This window comes from Kribbella sp. NPDC056951 (genome assembly GCF_042674205.1).
In the GTDB taxonomy this organism is placed as follows: domain Bacteria; phylum Actinomycetota; class Actinomycetes; order Propionibacteriales; family Kribbellaceae; genus Kribbella; species Kribbella yunnanensis.
This window is the reverse complement of the sequence record NZ_JBHUQZ010000003.1, coordinates 651,894-668,280: the sequence shown is the minus strand read 5'-3', so window position 1 is coordinate 668,280 and position 16,387 is coordinate 651,894. Positions and strand designations below refer to the sequence as shown.

13 protein-coding genes are annotated in these 16,387 nt (G+C 67.5%); 10 read left to right on the top strand and 3 right to left on the bottom strand.

Features of this window, described 5'->3' with window-relative positions; genetic code table 11:
• Nucleotides 1–45 precede the first annotated feature (45 nt).
• Nucleotides 46–576, bottom strand: a complete 531-nt coding sequence (locus tag ACFTSF_RS16130) for a hypothetical protein (protein WP_380154488.1) — start codon at nucleotides 574–576, stop codon at nucleotides 46–48.
• Nucleotides 577–639: 63 nt separating this feature from the next.
• On the bottom strand, nucleotides 640–1,473 hold the full coding sequence (locus ACFTSF_RS16125) for an alpha/beta fold hydrolase (protein WP_380154487.1): 834 nt from the start codon (nucleotides 1,471–1,473) through the stop codon (nucleotides 640–642).
• A 77-nt stretch (nucleotides 1,474–1,550) separates the two neighbouring features.
• Between ACFTSF_RS16125 and ACFTSF_RS16120 the strand changes: the two genes are divergently transcribed.
• The 10 genes from ACFTSF_RS16120 (at nucleotide 1,551) to proS (ending at nucleotide 12,639) form a co-directional block, all read left to right on the top strand.
• Nucleotides 1,551–2,084, top strand: a complete 534-nt coding sequence (locus ACFTSF_RS16120; RefSeq protein ID WP_344145376.1) for a SigE family RNA polymerase sigma factor — start codon at nucleotides 1,551–1,553, stop codon at nucleotides 2,082–2,084.
• Nucleotides 2,081–2,812 (top strand): hypothetical protein, encoded by a 732-nt coding sequence (locus tag ACFTSF_RS16115; protein ID WP_380154486.1) that lies wholly within the window; start codon nucleotides 2,081–2,083, stop codon nucleotides 2,810–2,812. Before ACFTSF_RS16120 ends, ACFTSF_RS16115 begins: the two co-directional genes overlap by 4 nt.
• Before the next feature lie 36 nt (nucleotides 2,813–2,848).
• Nucleotides 2,849–3,691: an ROK family protein gene (locus ACFTSF_RS16110; RefSeq protein ID WP_380154485.1), complete on the top strand. Its 843-nt coding sequence runs from the start codon at nucleotides 2,849–2,851 to the stop codon at nucleotides 3,689–3,691.
• Between the two features lie 134 nt (nucleotides 3,692–3,825).
• Nucleotides 3,826–4,497 carry a pentapeptide repeat-containing protein gene (locus ACFTSF_RS16105; RefSeq protein ID WP_380154484.1) on the top strand — a complete coding sequence of 224 codons (672 nt, stop codon included), beginning with the start codon at nucleotides 3,826–3,828 and terminating at the stop codon, nucleotides 4,495–4,497.
• A gap of 51 nt (nucleotides 4,498–4,548) precedes the next feature.
• Nucleotides 4,549–6,765 carry an NADP-dependent isocitrate dehydrogenase gene (locus ACFTSF_RS16100; protein ID WP_380154483.1) on the top strand — a complete coding sequence of 739 codons (2,217 nt, stop codon included), beginning with the start codon at nucleotides 4,549–4,551 and terminating at the stop codon, nucleotides 6,763–6,765.
• Between the two features lie 90 nt (nucleotides 6,766–6,855).
• A complete protein-coding gene (locus ACFTSF_RS16095) occupies nucleotides 6,856–8,169 on the top strand; it encodes an MFS transporter (protein ID WP_380154482.1) in 1,314 nt (437 codons plus the stop codon).
• A 4-nt stretch (nucleotides 8,170–8,173) separates the two neighbouring features.
• Nucleotides 8,174–8,827, top strand: a complete 654-nt coding sequence (locus tag ACFTSF_RS16090; protein ID WP_344145364.1) for a response regulator transcription factor — start codon at nucleotides 8,174–8,176, stop codon at nucleotides 8,825–8,827.
• Complete coding sequence (locus tag ACFTSF_RS16085) at nucleotides 8,824–10,182, top strand: sensor histidine kinase (protein WP_380154481.1); 1,359 nt, start codon at nucleotides 8,824–8,826, stop codon at nucleotides 10,180–10,182. Before ACFTSF_RS16090 ends, ACFTSF_RS16085 begins: the two co-directional genes overlap by 4 nt.
• Entirely contained in the window at nucleotides 10,179–11,078 is a 900-nt protein-coding gene (locus ACFTSF_RS16080) for a TAXI family TRAP transporter solute-binding subunit (RefSeq protein WP_380154480.1), read from the top strand. Before ACFTSF_RS16085 ends, ACFTSF_RS16080 begins: the two co-directional genes overlap by 4 nt.
• Before the next feature lie 148 nt (nucleotides 11,079–11,226).
• Nucleotides 11,227–12,639, top strand: coding sequence for a proline--tRNA ligase (proS, locus tag ACFTSF_RS16075; RefSeq protein ID WP_380154479.1), 1,413 nt, complete (start codon nucleotides 11,227–11,229; stop codon nucleotides 12,637–12,639).
• Nucleotides 12,640–12,822: 183 nt separating this feature from the next.
• On the opposite strand, the gene ACFTSF_RS16070 is transcribed toward proS, so the two are convergent.
• Complete coding sequence (locus tag ACFTSF_RS16070) at nucleotides 12,823–16,356, bottom strand: discoidin domain-containing protein (protein WP_380154478.1); 3,534 nt, start codon at nucleotides 16,354–16,356, stop codon at nucleotides 12,823–12,825.
• Nucleotides 16,357–16,387 lie beyond the last annotated feature (31 nt).

Genomic DNA, 16,387 nt, shown 5'->3' with positions numbered 1-16,387 from the left:
TTCGTGATCACATGGGGCGGACCCGACCACGAAAGACGCGGCCGGTCAGAGCAGAACTGGATCCACTCCGACCAAAGGCGGTCCGCGCCGCGACACGTTCGAACCGACCCACCGCCGTACGATCCGCGGCGTCGACGAGACAACCACCTGTACGGCGCTCACCGGCCGCACCACCGTGACAACCGGAACCACCGGCCACAGCCGCGCGAGGATCCCGGCCACCCGCCGGCCCCACTCGTGAGCCCGCCCAACCGCCAGCACCCCGGCGCTCAGCGCGGCCAGGTGCGTGAACGTCATCAGCACACTGCCGCCCATCCCGGACGACATCGGCATCGGGTGGTGGACCGAATCCAGCGTCACGTGCACGAACAGCTGAACTCCGGCCAGTACGACGGCCACCAGCACCGGCTCGTCCGCCAGGTACTCACCCAGCAGCCAGCAGACACCCGTCAACGCCAGCAACGGGGCAACCACGGCGAGCGGAATCGGACCGCCGCCCGCAAGCACGTGACCGACCGCCGCGACCACGACGCTGAGCGCCGCGATCACGGACGTCGTACCGGCTTGGGCGCGCACGTGTCCTCATTCCCTCTGGCCTAATGAAACAACTCTACGTTTTAGCCAGGGGCTCCGGATCCCTCAGTGCGTGGCGACGAATTTCAGCACGATATCGCGGAAGATCTCGGGCTCCTCGACGTGCCCGAAGTGCCCGCTCTCCTGCAGCACGACCAGCTCCGCGCCCGGGATCCCGTCGGCCAGCTCCTCGGCCGAGTTCACCGGGCAGATGAAGTCGGCGACGCCGACGATCACCAGCGTCGGTACGGCGATCTCACCGAGCCGCGGGCGAATGTCCCACTGGTCGTCCTGGCGGGCCGGATCGACCGTCATGTCGAGCAGCGTCTTCCACTCGGTGAGCTGCGGATCGATCGCCTCGAAGTCCTTGAAGTAGACCGGGAGCAGCCGCGCGAGGACGTCGACCTGCTTGTCGTGCCCCTCCGGCGAGGCGTTCCAGGCGTCCAGCACCTGAGTCGCGAGGGCATCACCCTCCGGCCGGGAGGCGACGTACTTCTCGACGTTGGCGAACGCCTGGGCGCCGAGCTCCGGCCCGTTGTACGCCATCGAGTCGTAGACGATCACGCCGTTCAGCAGCTCCGGGAAGTCCAGCGCGGTCTGCAGCGCGACGAAACCGCCGTGCGAGTGCCCGAGCAGGAAGACCTTGGACTCCCCGAGGTGCTCCGCCAGTTTGGCGACGTACGACGCGTAGACCTCCATCGAGTAGTCGCCGCCCGGCAGGAGATCGGAGTGCCCGGTCCCGACCGGCTCGATGTAGACCATCGTCAGCCGGTCCTCGAGGTACGGCATCCGCAGGTACGGCCAATGCACGCCGGGCCCGCCCGAGTGGGCAATACAGACCGGTCCGGTCCCGTGAACGTGATAGGTGACCCGCACGCCGTCGACCATGAATTCAGGCACGAAAGAAAGTGTGCCGCATCGTGCAACCGGAGGCGGGGGTGAGCACGTTTGTGCTGCATGGGTGGGGAGGGCGGGGTATGAAAAGTGCTGACGAACAGGACTATGTGGACTTCGTGCGCCATCAGGCCAACGCTCTGTGCCGAACCGCCTACCTGCTGTGCGGAGATTGGCGGCGGGCCGAGGACGCGACCCAGGAGGCATTGATCCGGCTGTACCGGATCTGGGGCCGCATCCAGCGCAAGGGCAGCGTCAGCGCCTACGCCCGCAAGGTGGTCGTCTCGACCACGATGGACGCACTCCGCCGCAAATCCAGTCAGGAGGTGGTCGGCGGTGACACCTATTTCACGGGTGAGCAGGACAACTCCGACCCCCTCGGCGTACTGGAGAACCGGCTCGTGATCACCCAGGCCCTCGCCTCCTTACCACCCCGTCAGCGCGCGTGCGTCGTACTGCGGTACTTCGACGAACTGTCCGTCGAAGAGACCGCCCTGGCCCTCGACTGTCGTCCCGGAACAGTCAAGAGCCAGACCCTGCGTGCGCTGGAGAAGCTGCGCGAAAATCCCGCACTGGCTCATTTCTCCGAACTCGCCGGGGTTGGGAGGCTGACATGACCCGAGAACTCAAGGCCCTGATGGAGCGGGAGAGTGACCGCTCCGACCACTACTTCGCCCCGGACCCGGCCGCGATCCTGGCCGCCGGCCGGCGCCGGAACCGGGTCCGCAACCTCCGGGTCGCGGCCACCGTGCTGACGGTACTCGTCGTGCTGACCGCCGGGACCAGCCTGGTCCTGCAGGAGGACGAGGCCCCGGTCGCCGGTCTGCCTGGGCGCGTGGAGGATTCCTACAAACAGTGCGACACCTCGAGCGGCCGCCGGTTGGGCAAGGATTCCTGGGGCTGGCCGGAGATCACGACGATCGTCGACGGCTACGGCTCCGCCTCCTTGCGGCGCGATCCCAATGACCCGGACCGCGTCGCCTACTGCTTCACCCAGCCCGAGGCCCCGACCACGGTCGTTCCGCTCGCCCAGCGCAAGGGCATCGTCGTCCGGGTGACTCCGATCAACCCCCGGAACAGGGTGGTCACGGTGATGGGCCGGGTCTACGTCCGCGACGGCGGGAAGGTTCTGGTCGCCGTCGGCAACTCCGGCGACAAGCTCCTCCCCTCGTTCATCAAGCAGACCACGTTCGCCACGGTCGTTCCGTTCGGTGAGGCCGAGATCGCCGGCACGTACTACGTCTACCGAGCCGTCCAGCAAGCCCCATGGCCCGGCCCACAGCCCTTGGTGAGCGTGGCGTCGTACCAGCCGGACGGGTACATGATCAGCCGCGGGACCTGGTGATCGCGTCAGACGTCCTATGTCATGGATGATGGCCGCATGTATGTGCCGGTTCTGGAGGTCGGGGGAAGTCACGTCACCGCGGCGGTGGTAGCGCCGGACGGGTGGCGGGTCGAGGTGGTGGAGCGGATCGATCTGGCTTCACAGCAGGCGGCCGAGGCGGTGGTCGGGCAGCTGGCGGCAGCCGCCCGCAAGCTGCCGACGCTCGAAGGGCTGGCGATCGCGATCCCCGGCCCGTTCGACTTCACGACCGGCGTGGGGTGGTACCAGGGTCAGACGAAGTTCGACGCGCTCTACGGTTTCCCGCTCGGCGACGCGCTGCGCTCCGAGCTCGACCTGGACCGGCTGGTGTTCGTGAACGACGCCGAGGCCTTCGCCGTCGGCGAGTGGACGGCCGGCCTCACCCGCGGCGTCGAGCGCTGCGCCGGCGTCACCGTCGGCACCGGCATCGGTACGGCGTTCCTCGCGGACGGTCACGTGGTTCGCGAGGGCGGCAACGTCCCGCCCGGCGGTGAGCTCTACCGCACCGACTACGACGGCCACCCCCTGGAGGACTCGATCTCCGGCCGAGCCCTCCTGCAGCGCTACTTCGCCCGCACCGGCTCCGACGAACCCGGTATCGGCGTCAAGGAGATCGCCGACCGAGCCCGCGCCGGCGAACCAGCCGCCGCCGAATCCCTCCGCGCCGGCTTCGCCGTACTGGCCGAAGCCCTCACCCCCTGGATCGACCGCTTCCGCGTCACCCGCACCGTCCTCGGCGGCTCCATCTCCGGCGCCTTCGACCTCGTCCACGACGTCTTCCCCTTCGACGTGGTCGCCACCCCCGACACCGAACACGCCGCCCTCATCGGCACCGCCGCCCACTCCCTCCGCACCCCCTGACGAATCCCATTTGGTGGGTGCACCCACCGCCTTGGGGGTTCCCACCCCGGAATTCGGTGGGGGAACCTCCAACCTGGGTGGTTCACCCACCAAACGCGGATCGGGCTGTCGGTGGGCGGGGCTAGGGTCCGGGGATGGGTTCTCGGAAGATTGCGGTGCCTCGGGTGCGGGGGCAGTTGGATTCGGTGCTGCCGGAGGTGATCGAGGATGAGACTCGGTTGCTGGATCTGGGGCTGGAGGATGTGGATCTGAGTGATCTGGAGGCTGAGCACCTGGAGATCGGCGGGTGCCGGCTGACTCGGGGCAAGCTGGCCGGGTCGGATCTGGAGAAGCTGATTCTGGTGGACAGCGAGCTGCTGCACTGTGATGTGGCGAATGCTCGGTGGTCGGATGCGGCGGTGACGCGGGTGGCGATCGTGTCCTCGCGGATGACCGGGTTCGCGGGGCCGGGGACGAGCCTGCAGCACACGACCGTGCGGGACAGTCTGCTCGACTACGCGTCGTTCCGGTTCGCGAAGTTCCAGCGCGTCGAGCTCTCCGACTGCCGGTTGCAGAATGCGGACTTCGTGTCGGCGGACCTGACCGGGGCGGTCTTCCGGCAGTGTGATCTGAGCGGGGCGGAGTTCTCCCAGGTCAAGGCCGCCGGCGCGGTGTTCGTCGACTGCACCTGGGACGGCGCCAAGGGCTTGTCGTCGCTGGCCGGCGCCACCGTGGCAGCCTCCTCCCCCATCGACACCCTCACTTTCGCCACCGCGGTCACCCAAGCCGCCGGAATCACGCTCACCCACCCGGACGAGGTGGAGTGAGCCTGCCCACGTGCGGGCAGGCCGGGACCAGGGGCCCATTAAGGTGGGCTTGTGACTGACTCGACGATCATCTATACCCACACCGACGAGGCCCCCGCGCTGGCGACGTACTCGTTCCTTCCCGTGATCCAGGCGTACGCCGGGCAGGCCGGTGTCGGGGTCGAGACCCGCGACATCTCGCTGGCGGGCCGGATCATCGCCCTCTTCGGCGAGTACCTGACCGAGGACCAGCGGATCGCGGACGCGCTGGCCGAGCTCGGTGAACTGGCCAAGACGCCGGAAGCCAACATCATCAAGCTGCCGAACGTCTCCGCCTCGATCCCGCAGCTGAAGGCCGCGATCACCGAGCTGCAGGCCCAGGGCTACGCGCTGCCGGACTACCCGGACGAGCCGAAGACCGACGAGGAGCGCGAGATCCAGGCGCGCTACGACAAGGTCAAGGGTTCCGCGGTCAACCCGGTACTGCGCGAGGGCAACTCGGACCGCCGCGCCCCTGCCTCGGTCAAGAACTACGCCAAGACCCACCCGCACCGGATGGGTGCGTGGAGCTCGGACTCGAAGACCAACGTCGCCACCATGGGCGAGAACGACTTCCGGTCCACCGAGAAGTCGACCGTGATCGCGGCCGACGGTTCGCTGCGGATCGAGCACGTCGCCGCCGACGGTACGACGACGGTGCTGCGCGAGTCGGTCCCGGTGCTCGCCGGTGAGGTCGTCGACTCGTCCGTCATGCACGTGGCCGCGCTGCGCGAGTTCCTGACCGCCAAGGTCGCCCAGGCGAAGGCGGACGACGTCCTGTTCTCGCTGCACCTGAAGGCGACGATGATGAAGGTCTCCGACCCGATCGTCTTCGGCCACGCGGTCCGCGCTTTCTTCCCGAAGACCTTCGCCCAGTACGGCGAGACGCTGGCCAAGGCCGGTCTGTCCCCGAACGACGGTCTCGGCGGCATCCTCAACGGGCTGGCCAACCTGCCCGAGGGCGACGCGATCAAGGCCTCCTTCGACGCCGAGCTCGCCGACGGCCCGAAGCTGGCGATGGTCGACTCGGACAAGGGCATCACCAACCTGCACGTACCGTCCGACGTGATCGTGGACGCGTCGATGCCGGCCATGATCCGCAGCTCGGGCCACATGTGGGGCCCGGACGGCGCCGAGGCCGACACCCTCGCCGTACTGCCGGACAGCAGCTACGCGGGCATCTACCAGGTCGTCCTGGACGACTGCCGTGAGCACGGCGCCTTCGACCCGGCCACCATGGGCTCGGTGCCGAACGTCGGTCTGATGGCTCAGAAGGCCGAGGAGTACGGCTCGCACGACAAGACGTTCGAGCTCGCGGCCGCTGGTGTCGTCCGCCTCGTCGACGGCGACGGAAACGTCGTACTGGAGCAGGATGTCGAGCAGGGCGACATCTTCCGCGCCTGCCAGACCAAGGACGACCCGATCCGCGACTGGGTCAAGCTGGCCGTCACCCGGGCCCGCGCGACCGGCGACCCGGCGGTGTTCTGGCTGGACGAGACCCGCGCCCACGACGCTCAGATCATCACCAAGGTCACCAAGTACCTGACCGAGCACGACACCGAGGGCCTGGACCTGAAGATCCTGGCGCCGGTGGAGGCGATCAAGATCTCGCTGGACCGGATCCGCCGCGGTGAGAACACCATCTCGGTGACCGGCAACGTGCTGCGTGACTACCTGACCGACCTGTTCCCGATCCTCGAGCTGGGCACCAGCGCGAAGATGCTGTCGGTCGTCCCGCTGATGGCCGGTGGCGGTCTGTTCGAGACCGGCGCGGGCGGTTCGGCGCCGAAGCACGTGCAGCAGCTGGTCAAGGAGAACTACCTGCGCTGGGACAGCCTGGGTGAGTTCTTCGCTCTGGCCGCGAGCTTCGAGCACCTGGCCCAGGCGACCGGCAACGCGAAGGCGCAGGTCCTCGCCGACACCCTCGACCGGGCCACCGCGACCTTCCTGAACGAGGACAAGTCGCCGACCCGCCGCGTCGGCGGTATCGACAACCGCGGCAGCCACTTCTTCCTGTCCCTGTACTGGGCCCAGGAGCTGGCCAAGCAGACCGACGACACCGACCTCGCCGCCCAGTTCACCTCGCTCGCCGAGACGCTGGCCGCCAACGAGCAGGCGATCGTCGACGAACTGATCGCCGTACAGGGCTCGCCGGTCGACCTCGGCGGCTACTACCAGCCCGACCCGGCCCTGGCCGCCGCCGTGATGCGCCCGTCGAAGACCTGGAACGACGCGCTGGCTGCTTTGTAAATTAAGGCGCGTTAAGGATGCCTTGAGCGCTGTTGCCGCCACTTTCCGTAGCCCGGAGAGTGGCGGCAACTCACGTTCCGAGGAGGCATCGTGGATTCACGACGAGTCGTCAGCAATATCTTCAAAGGCTCCATGGGCAATCTGGTCGAGTGGTACGACTGGTACGTCTACACGGCGTTCGCGTTGTACTTCGCCCCGGTCTTCTTTCCGAAGGGCGACCCGACCAGCCAGCTGCTGAACACCGCGGGAGTGTTCGCGGTCGGCTTCCTGATGCGGCCGGTCGGCAGTTTCCTGCTCGGCCGGTACGCCGATCGGCACGGCAGGCGGGCTGCTCTGACGTTGTCGGTCACGCTGATGGCAACCGGCTCGCTGGTGATCGCCTGTACGCCGGGGTTCGCGACCATCGGGCTTGCCGCACCGGTGCTGCTGGTGACAGCACGGTTGCTGCAGGGTCTGTCCGTCGGTGGAGAGTACGGGACATCGGCGACGTACATGTCCGAGGTCGCGACCGACAGCCGGCGCGGGTTCTTCTCCAGCTTCCAGTACGTGACGCTGGCGTCGGGTCAGTTGGTGGCGCTGGCGGTCCAGATCGGGCTGCAGCAGACGCTGTCGAAGGAGGATCTGGCGACCTGGGGCTGGCGGATCCCGTTCGTGATCGGGGCCGTGGCTGCGGTGATCGTGTTCTGGCTGCGGCGGTCGATGGACGAGTCGGCGGAGTTCGAGGCGCAGCCGGTCAACCGTCGTTTCAAGCAGGGTTCACTCCGGGAGCTGGCCAAGCACCCGCGTGCGGTGCTGACCGTCGTCGGGCTCACGCTCGGTGGGACCGTCGCGTTCTACACGTTCACGACGTACCTGCAGAAGTTCATGGTGAACACGACCGGCCTGGAGAAGTCGCAGGTCACCTGGATCAACTTCCTTGCCCTGCTGATCTTCGTCGCGCTCCAGCCGCTCGGCGGAATGCTCTCGGACAAGATCGGACGCCGGCCGCTGCTGATCTTCTTCGGCCTCGGCGCCACGCTGCTCACCGTGCCCATCCTCACCGCCCTCGAGGATGCGACACCGGTGACGGCGTTCCTGCTGATGCTCGCCGGACTCGTCGTCGTCAGCGGGTACACGTCGATCAACGCGATCGTGAAGGCCGAGCTGTTCCCGACCGCGATCCGCGCGCTCGGCGTCGGCATGCCGTACGGCGTCACGGTCGCGATCTTCGGCGGTACGGCGGAGTACGTCGCGCTGTGGCTCAAGGACGCCGGTCACGAGTCGTCGTTCTACTACTACGTGAGCGGTTGCGCGCTGATCAGCCTGATCGTCTACCTGACGATGTCGGAGACGCGCGGTCGCATGAAGGCTCAGCACGCTGCGGAGCGCCCGGTAGGCCGACCGCGGACGCCAACGGCACAATGACCCAATGCGCACACTCATCGCCGAGGACGACGAGACACTAGGTCGTTCGCTCCGGGATGTGCTGAGCGCCAACGGTCACGACGTCACGCTGGTCGGTCGGGGCGAAGACGTTCTGCTCCGGCACGCGGAGGCCCAGGTCATCCTGCTCGACCTGGGCCTGCCGGATATCGACGGCCTCGAGGTACTGCGCAAACTCCGCCGGGTCGACGACGTGGTGGTGATCGTGCTGACCGCCCGCGATGACGAACGCTCCGTCGTACTGGCCCTCCGGCTCGGCGCGGACGACTACCTGACGAAGCCGGTCCGGCTGGCCGAGTTGCTGGCGCGGATCGAGGCTTCGGCTCGGCGATACAAACGGTCGGCTCCGGACGGGACGACGTACGAGGCAGGTGGGCTGCGGATCGACTTCGGGGTGCGGTCGGTGACGCTGGATGAGGTGGCGATCCACTTGACGCCGACCGAATTCGACATCCTGGCCGTCCTGGCTCGGCGGGCTGGGACAGCGGTCAGCCGGGAGGTGATCCAGGACGAGGTCTGGGGCGACGCGTTCGTCACGAAGTCGAAGGCTCTGGATGTCCACCTGCACGAGATCCGCGGCAAGCTCGGTCGACCGGTGATCACCACGATCAGGCGCTTCGGGTATCGGCTCGAACCATGAGGGCCCGGTTGATGGGCGTGCTCGCGGTCGTCTCGTTCATCCTGCTGGCGGCTCTCGTCATCCCCTTCCTGGACTCGGTTTCCGACACCCGCACGCAGGCTCTGCAGCTCGCTCGGAGTGCCGCGCTCGACCGGTTCGCCGGGTTGGCCGGGCGGGCTGCGGCCGATGGTGACTACAGCGGGGTCCGGCTGGAGGCCGAGCGCCATCAGGACCTGTACGCCGAATCTGTCCTGATCACCGATGCTTCCGGGCGCGTGGTGGTGTCGACGGGCGGGATGGCTCTCGCGTCGCCCGGGGTGGGTGCGGTTGCGGAGCTGGCGGCTCGGGACCTGCCCCAGCTCACCATCGACACGCTGCGACCGTGGAGCTCGTCCCATCCGTTGATTGCGGCGCCGGTCGGTTCGCCGCAGGAGCCGGCCGGTGCGGTTGTGCTGGCGGTGGCTGCTCGCCCGGCTCTTGACGACGTCACGCGGTCGTGGGCTGTGATCTGCGCGGCCGCGGTGGCTGCTCAGTTGTTGTTGCTGTTCATGGCGTCGAAAGCCGCGCAGTGGGTGATCCGTCCTGTTGGTCGGTTGGAGGATGCGGTCGTCGAGCTGGGGCGGTCGGGTGGATGGAACCAGCCGCTGCAGGCGAGTGGACCGCCTGAGTTACGGCGGTTGGCGCGATCGGTCGAGGTGATGGGGGCGACGGTTCAGCGGTCGATCGACGTACAGCGGCAGATGGTTGCCGACTCCTCCCATCAGCTGCGGAATCCGTTGGCGTCCTTGCGTTTGCGGGTCGATTCGCTCGATCCGGGGATTGATGGGCTTGCGCATGTGCAGCACGATCTGGAGCGGCTGGAGAACGTGCTGGCCGGGTTGCTGAAGCTGGCCGCGATCGAGAGCCGCATCACCGACGGCCGCGCCGAACCCACCACCGCCACCTGCCTGGTCGAGGCCGTCCTCGAAGAAGAAATCGACACCTGGCAACCGACGGCGGCCGACATCACTCTGGAACTGCACGCCGCTCCCGGACTGGTTGCCGCCGTCAACGACCACGACCTCGGCCAGCTGGTCGGAGTCCTCCTCGACAACGCCATCAAGTACGCCGGCCCCGGCACCACCGTCATCGTCACCTCAACGCGAGCCCCCGACGGCCTCGTCGTACAGATCTCCGACAACGGCCCCGGCATCCCGGTCCCGGACCTCTCGCTGGCGACCCAACGCTTCTGGCGAGGCACCTCGACGGCCGTGGGCACCGGCCTGGGCCTAGCCATAGCCGCCCAAACCGCCATAGCCATCGGCGCCACCCTGGAGCTGTCGCCAACGGACCCGCACGGCCTCACCGCCACCATCAAGTTGCCGGAGGCCCCGTGAAGCGTCGAACAGTGCTGTTAGGTGCCACCGGCCTTGCACTTACTGCATGTGCTCGTGGGCCCGCGGTTGAGCGGGTGACGATCGCGGCTGGGGAGGCTGGTGGGTTCTATCTCGAGTTCGCGCAGTTGCTGGCGATTCAGTTGCGGGTGGCGGGGGTTGCCCGGGAGGTCGTGGTTCGGGAAACCGGCGGGAGCACGGACAACCTGCGGCTGCTCGCCGCCCGGGAAACGGATCTGGCTTTGAGCCTCGCGGACGCCATCACCTCCGGACCGTCCATCCGCGCGCTCGGCCGCGTCTACGAGAACTACCTGCAGTGTGTGGTGCGCGCGGACAGCCCGCACAAGGTGTTGACCGACCTCGCCGGTACGACGATCTCCGCGGGTGCGGCCGGATCCGGGGCAGCTGTCACCGCGGCTCGGTTGCTCGCCGCGGCTGGTGTCGACTGCACCCAGAACCACCTCCCGCTCGAAAAGGCCGCTACCGCGCTCGCCGACAACCAGATTGCCGCGATGTTCTGGTCCGGCGGCGTCCCGACCACCACGCTCGACAAGCTCAGCCGCCGTACGCCGATCCGCCTGCTGCCACTCGGCGACTGGCTCGCCCCACTCCGCCGTACCTTCGGATCCGTCTATCAGGATGTGCTCGTCCCGGCCGGTGTCTACAAAGCGCCTAGCGCGGTGGCCGTCCTCGGCATCCCCAACCTCCTGCTCTGCCGGCCCGATCTGCCCAACGCGGTCGCCCGCGAGGTCACCAACACCTTGGTCCGGCAGGCCCGGTTGCTGGTTCCGCCATCCGCGGTCGGAGCGCAATACCTCAATCTCCAGTCGCTAGTCGTCACCACCCCGATCCCGTTGCATTCCGGCGCAGCCGCGCAGTACCAGCACCTCTACGGCTAGCCTCCGAACAACAGGATGTATCCGTCTACGTAGACCCCGGCGCCCCGCCTGGAGTCACCGCGCGAGCGCCGTCGCACACGTATACGTCCTGTCGTTCGGGTGACAAATGCGTGGCCGCATGCGGGATTGCGTTCCTACACTGGCGGGCATGACAGCGACCCGATCCGTGCTTGCCGCGCAGGCGACGGACTTTCCCCGGTGGTACCAGGATGTGCTTGCCAAAGCCGAGCTCGCCGACAACGGGCCGGTGCGGGGGACCATGGTCATCCGACCGTATGCCTACGGGATCTGGGAGCTGTTGCAGGCGGCAATGGACCGGCGGATCAAGGAGGCAGGCGCTGAGAACGCGTACTTCCCGCTGCTGATTCCCGAGAGCTACCTGCAGCGGGAGGCTGAGCACGTCGAGGGTTTCAGCCCCGAGCTCGCGGTCGTCACGCACGCCGGCGGCAAGCAGCTCGAGGAACCCGCCGTGATCCGGCCGACCTCGGAGACCATCATCGGTGAGTCGATGGCGAAGTGGATCCAGAGCTACCGCGATCTGCCCCTGCTCCTGAACCAATGGGCCAACGTGGTTCGCTGGGAGCTGCGGCCCCGGACCTTCCTGCGGACGACCGAATTCCTTTGGCAGGAAGGGCATACGGCTCATGCGTCCGCGGCGGAAGCTCGTGCGTATGCGACCCGGATCGCGGTGGAGGTCTACCGCGATGTCGTAGTGAACGTCCTCGGGATTCCGGTCGTGGTCGGGTGCAAGACGCGGCGCGAGCGGTTCGCGGGTGCGGTCAACACGATCGCGCTCGAGGCGATGATGGGTGACGGCAAGGCGTTGCAGATGGGCACGTCGCACGAGCTCGGGCAGAACTTCGCCCGCGCGTTCGACATCGGCTACCTGTCCAGCGAAGGCCAACGCGAGCTGGCGTGGACCACGTCCTGGGGCAGTTCGACCCGGATGCTCGGCGGCCTGATCATGGTCCACGGCGACGACGCCGGCCTCCGCATCCCGCCCCTGGCCGCGCCCACCCAGGTCGTCGTACTGGCCGTCAAAGACGAGACTCTGGTTGCGGCGGGTCAGATCGCCGACGAACTGCGCGCTGCCGGTGTCCGCGTGCACCTCGACAAACGCACCGACCAGCCCTTCGGCCGCCGAGCCGTCAACTGGGAGCTCAAGGGCGTCCCGATCCGCGTCGAGATCGGTCCCCGCGACCAGGCGGCGGGCGTGGCAACCGTCGTACGACGTCTGCGCGCGTCGGCGAAGTCGGCCGTCGGACTGGGCGATGTCGTGACAACCGTGGTGGACGCGTTGGCAGCCGACCAGACCTGGATCCACGACGAAGCCCTCGCCCGCCAAACCGCTCGCACTACCGCGGTCTCCACCGTCGACGAAGCCATGGAAGCCGCCGCCACCGGCTGGGCCACCCTCCCGTACGACGCCATCGGCGAATCAGGCGAGGACCGTCTAGCCACCGCCGCCCTCACCGTCCGCTGCCTCCAGCGGGCCGATGGTTCGCTGCCGGTGGAAGACGACGAACGCGGTCTGACTGCCTTCGTCGCCCGTTCCTACTAACCACCACCTCCGCAGCGGCGATGCGGCCGGGCAGACCCTGCCCCTCCCTCGCCGCTGCGGCCGACTACCTCGGAATGTTCCTCCCCACCAGACCGCGGTTGCGGGGCTGGAGTGGTGGCAGAGGGTGTGGCTCCAGCCCGGGGGCGGTGGCTGGTGTCTTCTGTTGGCTCGGGTGGTGGGTGGTTAGTTGTTGTAGGGGGTGGCTTCTAGCTTTAGGCCGGTGGTGGTTGTGGGGGTGGTGACCGTGACCGTGCGGGTTTCGCCTGGGAGGAGCCAGATGTAGTTGTCGGTGTAGGTGGCGGGGAGGACTCGGTTGCCGGTGCGGTCGCGCAACGACAAGCGGGTTAGGGCTGCGACTGTCTTGCCCGTGTTGCGGATGGTGGCGGTTAGTTTGCCTCGGGATGTGGTCGACCGTACGTCGAGTTTTGCGGGCGCCAGTGAGTTGAGGCGCTGGAGGTCGGTGGGTTTGCGGTAGCGCCAGTAGGTGTTTTCGGAGAGGACTTTGCCAGCGGCGTCGGTCAGTTTGAGGCGGAGCAGGTGCAGGGCCGGGAGGTCGGCACCGAAGGCAACTTTGAAACCTTCAGTCTTGTTGCTGGCAGCAACGGTGATCGACTGGTTCTGCGAACCTAGGCGTACGCCGTTCAGGTCGTAGAGGTCGGCTGTTACCGAAGCGGTCAGCGGGGACGTGGTGTGGTTGAGGACGACTGTGGTCCAGTCGGGTTGGTTGGCTTGGACGTGGATCGCCTCGCAGCCCTTGCGGGCGCCGTAGTACGAACCGTTCACATCGAGGTCGTAGTCGTATGTCTGCCAGACCGTCGAATGCCACGCAGGATGCGACATCCACAGCAGTAGCGCCGACGCGTCGGTCCACAGATTCGCGTTCCAGGCCTCGAACATCGCCCGCATGTTCTCGTAGTTCACGAACTGCGCCTTGCGGGTGAACTCCTCCAGCCCGCTCGACGCTCCCAGCCGCTCGTCGATCGCGCCGAGATAGGTCTCCGGGTGCTGGTTGCCGTGCGTCGACCAGTCGTGGTGGTACCACGGCGTACCGATCGGCCACCCCGGATCGTCAGCGCCGACCAGGTTGCGCATCGACTCGACGACCGGGATCGTCGGCATCCCGATTTCGGTGTGGAAGCCGAAGTTGAAGGTGTCGTAGGTGTTCGCGTCGAAGTACTTGGCCGGGTCCACCCAGTAGTACGGTCCGTGTCCCGACACGAACCCGGCCGCCGAATCCGGCAGGTAGAGGATCTCGTCGTCCTCCTCGCGGATCGCGGCCTGGATCCCCTCGTGGATCGCGGGCGGCGGGTGCTGCTCATTGGCCGCGCACCACACCACGATGCACGGGTGCGTCCGGTACCGAACGATCGTGTCGCGCGCGATATCGACATACCCGGGCAGGTTGTCGGTGAACGGACCGGCCTCCCAGAAGTCGTTCCAGACCAGGATGCCGTTCTCATCGCACGCCTGGTAGAACTCCTCCCGCGTACTCGACCCGATCCAGTTGCGGATCATGGTGAAGTTCATGTCGCGGTGCATGCCGATCACCGCGCGCATCTTCTCCTCGGGCATCCGGCGCAGCAGTTCGTCCCAACCCCAGTTGCCACCGCGGCAGAAGATCCGCACACCGTTCACGCTGATCTTCAACGGCACCGGCGCGTTGTTGACCTCCTGCACCTTGCGCCACGCGTTGCCGTCATCCGACACCTGGATCTCGAACAGCGACGCGTACGCCGTCTCCCACAGCAACTCGATCCGGTCAAAACTGCGAGCGCTGCCGAGATCCACCTGGATCCACTGATCATCGCTGTACGCCGACGACCAGCGACTGCGATCATCACCGTCGATCGCGTTCTGTGCGGGACTCCCGTCATCATCCGAAGCGCTCGCCGTACCGGACCGGGCCAGGTCGACCGAGGGGTCGGCACTGTCCTTGATCGCCAGTGTCCACAGCGAATACCCCCACCCAGTGGCCCGGCGGCGGCCCTGGATCCGCAGGTACCGCGCAGTCTGCCGAGCGATGTTGACGGTCTGCAACGCACTGTTCGTCGCCGGATCGATCTTGATCGGGATCTCGTAGTCGTACCCGAACTCGCGGATGCCGAAGGTGGTCTTGCGGCTGTCGCTGACGGCACCACCGACAGTTGCCGTGACGGTGAGCGTGTGCAGCGCAGGATCGCCGTACCCGTTGGGCCACCAGAGCTTGGGGTTGTCGATGGCAACGATGTCGAAGGCAACCTTCGCACTAGCTCCACCTTGTAGCGTCACGGTCTTGCTGCCCGCCCAGCCGTCGAAGGCCGCCTTGACTGTGACAGTGCGCGGTGCCGTTGATGCGTTCCGGACCGGCACGGTGATCGCGACCGTGGCGTGATCCGCGCGAGGCACCTTCGTCACCACGCGGGCATCGCCCAGTACGGCGTCGCCCGTGAACCGCAGGCGGACATGGTTCCAGATCCCGGCCGCCCGGTCGCGAACCGCCGGCATCCAGTCCCAGCCGGACGCGGCGAGCAGGGTCGGCGAATCGAGGTACAGCGTGGCCGCCTGGACGAACGCCTGCCCCGCATCCCCCTTATCCCCAGCAGATCCCGGGTGCGGCATCGGCGTGATCTTCACCGCGAGCGCGTTCTTCGCCTTCAGCGCGGCCGTCACATCCAGGGCGACCCGCGCGAACGGATGCTTCACCGTGCCGACCGAGACGCCGTTCAGCCAGACATCCGCCTGATGGTTGATTCCGTCGAACTCGAGCCAGGCCCGCGTCCCCGAGGCCGTCGGGCGATCGAACTTCCGGTGGTACCACCACACGTGCCGGCTGAGCGCCTCCGGGATCTCGAGGTTGTTCATCCCCTCCACCGGGTCGGGGAAATGCCCTTCCTCCACGAGCGATCCGAGCACTGTTCCAGGGACAACCGCCGGCAACCACGTCGACGTGTCCAGACCGGACTGCGCTAGTACGGCGCCATCCGCCGTACCGGCGCCATCCATACCGGTGAAGGCGTCCATCGTCAGCGTCCAGCCGGACTCGATCGGGAAGGTTCCGTCGGCCGCCTTGGTCAGCGCCGGCGGGCGATCGGCGTGCTTACCCCAGTCGGTCCACCCAGTCGCGGCGGGACGCGCGGCCGTCGTACTGCCGTAGACCTGGAAGCCGTTGAGGCCTAGGGCGTTCGTGTTCGCCTGGCGGCTGGCGGTCAGCCGCACGTACTGCGCCGTGACCGGGCTGTCCAGCATGACGTCGACAGTGCCACCAGCACTGTCGCTCGCCTGGTGGACCGTCCGCCACGAAGATCCGTCGGTCGAGATGTCGACGCGGAAGTCCAGCGGCGAACTCGAGAGCAGCTCCTGACCGGTCGTGTTCCCGTACGGATTACCGCCGGAGAAGTCGAAGGCCGGGTCCTTCGAGGTCGCCTCGAACGTGAGCCGCACGGACTCCACCCGGCACTTCGCCTGCAGGTCGACCACCAGCCATTGCGGGTCGTTGCCCGCCGCCCGCCAGCCAGATCCCCGCACGCCCGGCACCGCGAGCCCGTCGACCGCGAACTCGGGCGGCGTCGCGGCGTACGCGCTCGACGACGCCCGCACCGGCCGATACCGCGCCAGATCAGTCTTCGGCGGAGCGGCGGCCGGCTGGGGCGCGGCCTCGGCGCCGGCCACGGGCAGCGTGACGCTCGCCAGCAACCCACCACTCGCGGCCAGGAACGTACGGCGGGACAACGGATCCACGGGAGCCTCCAGGGCGGACTGGATATTTCCT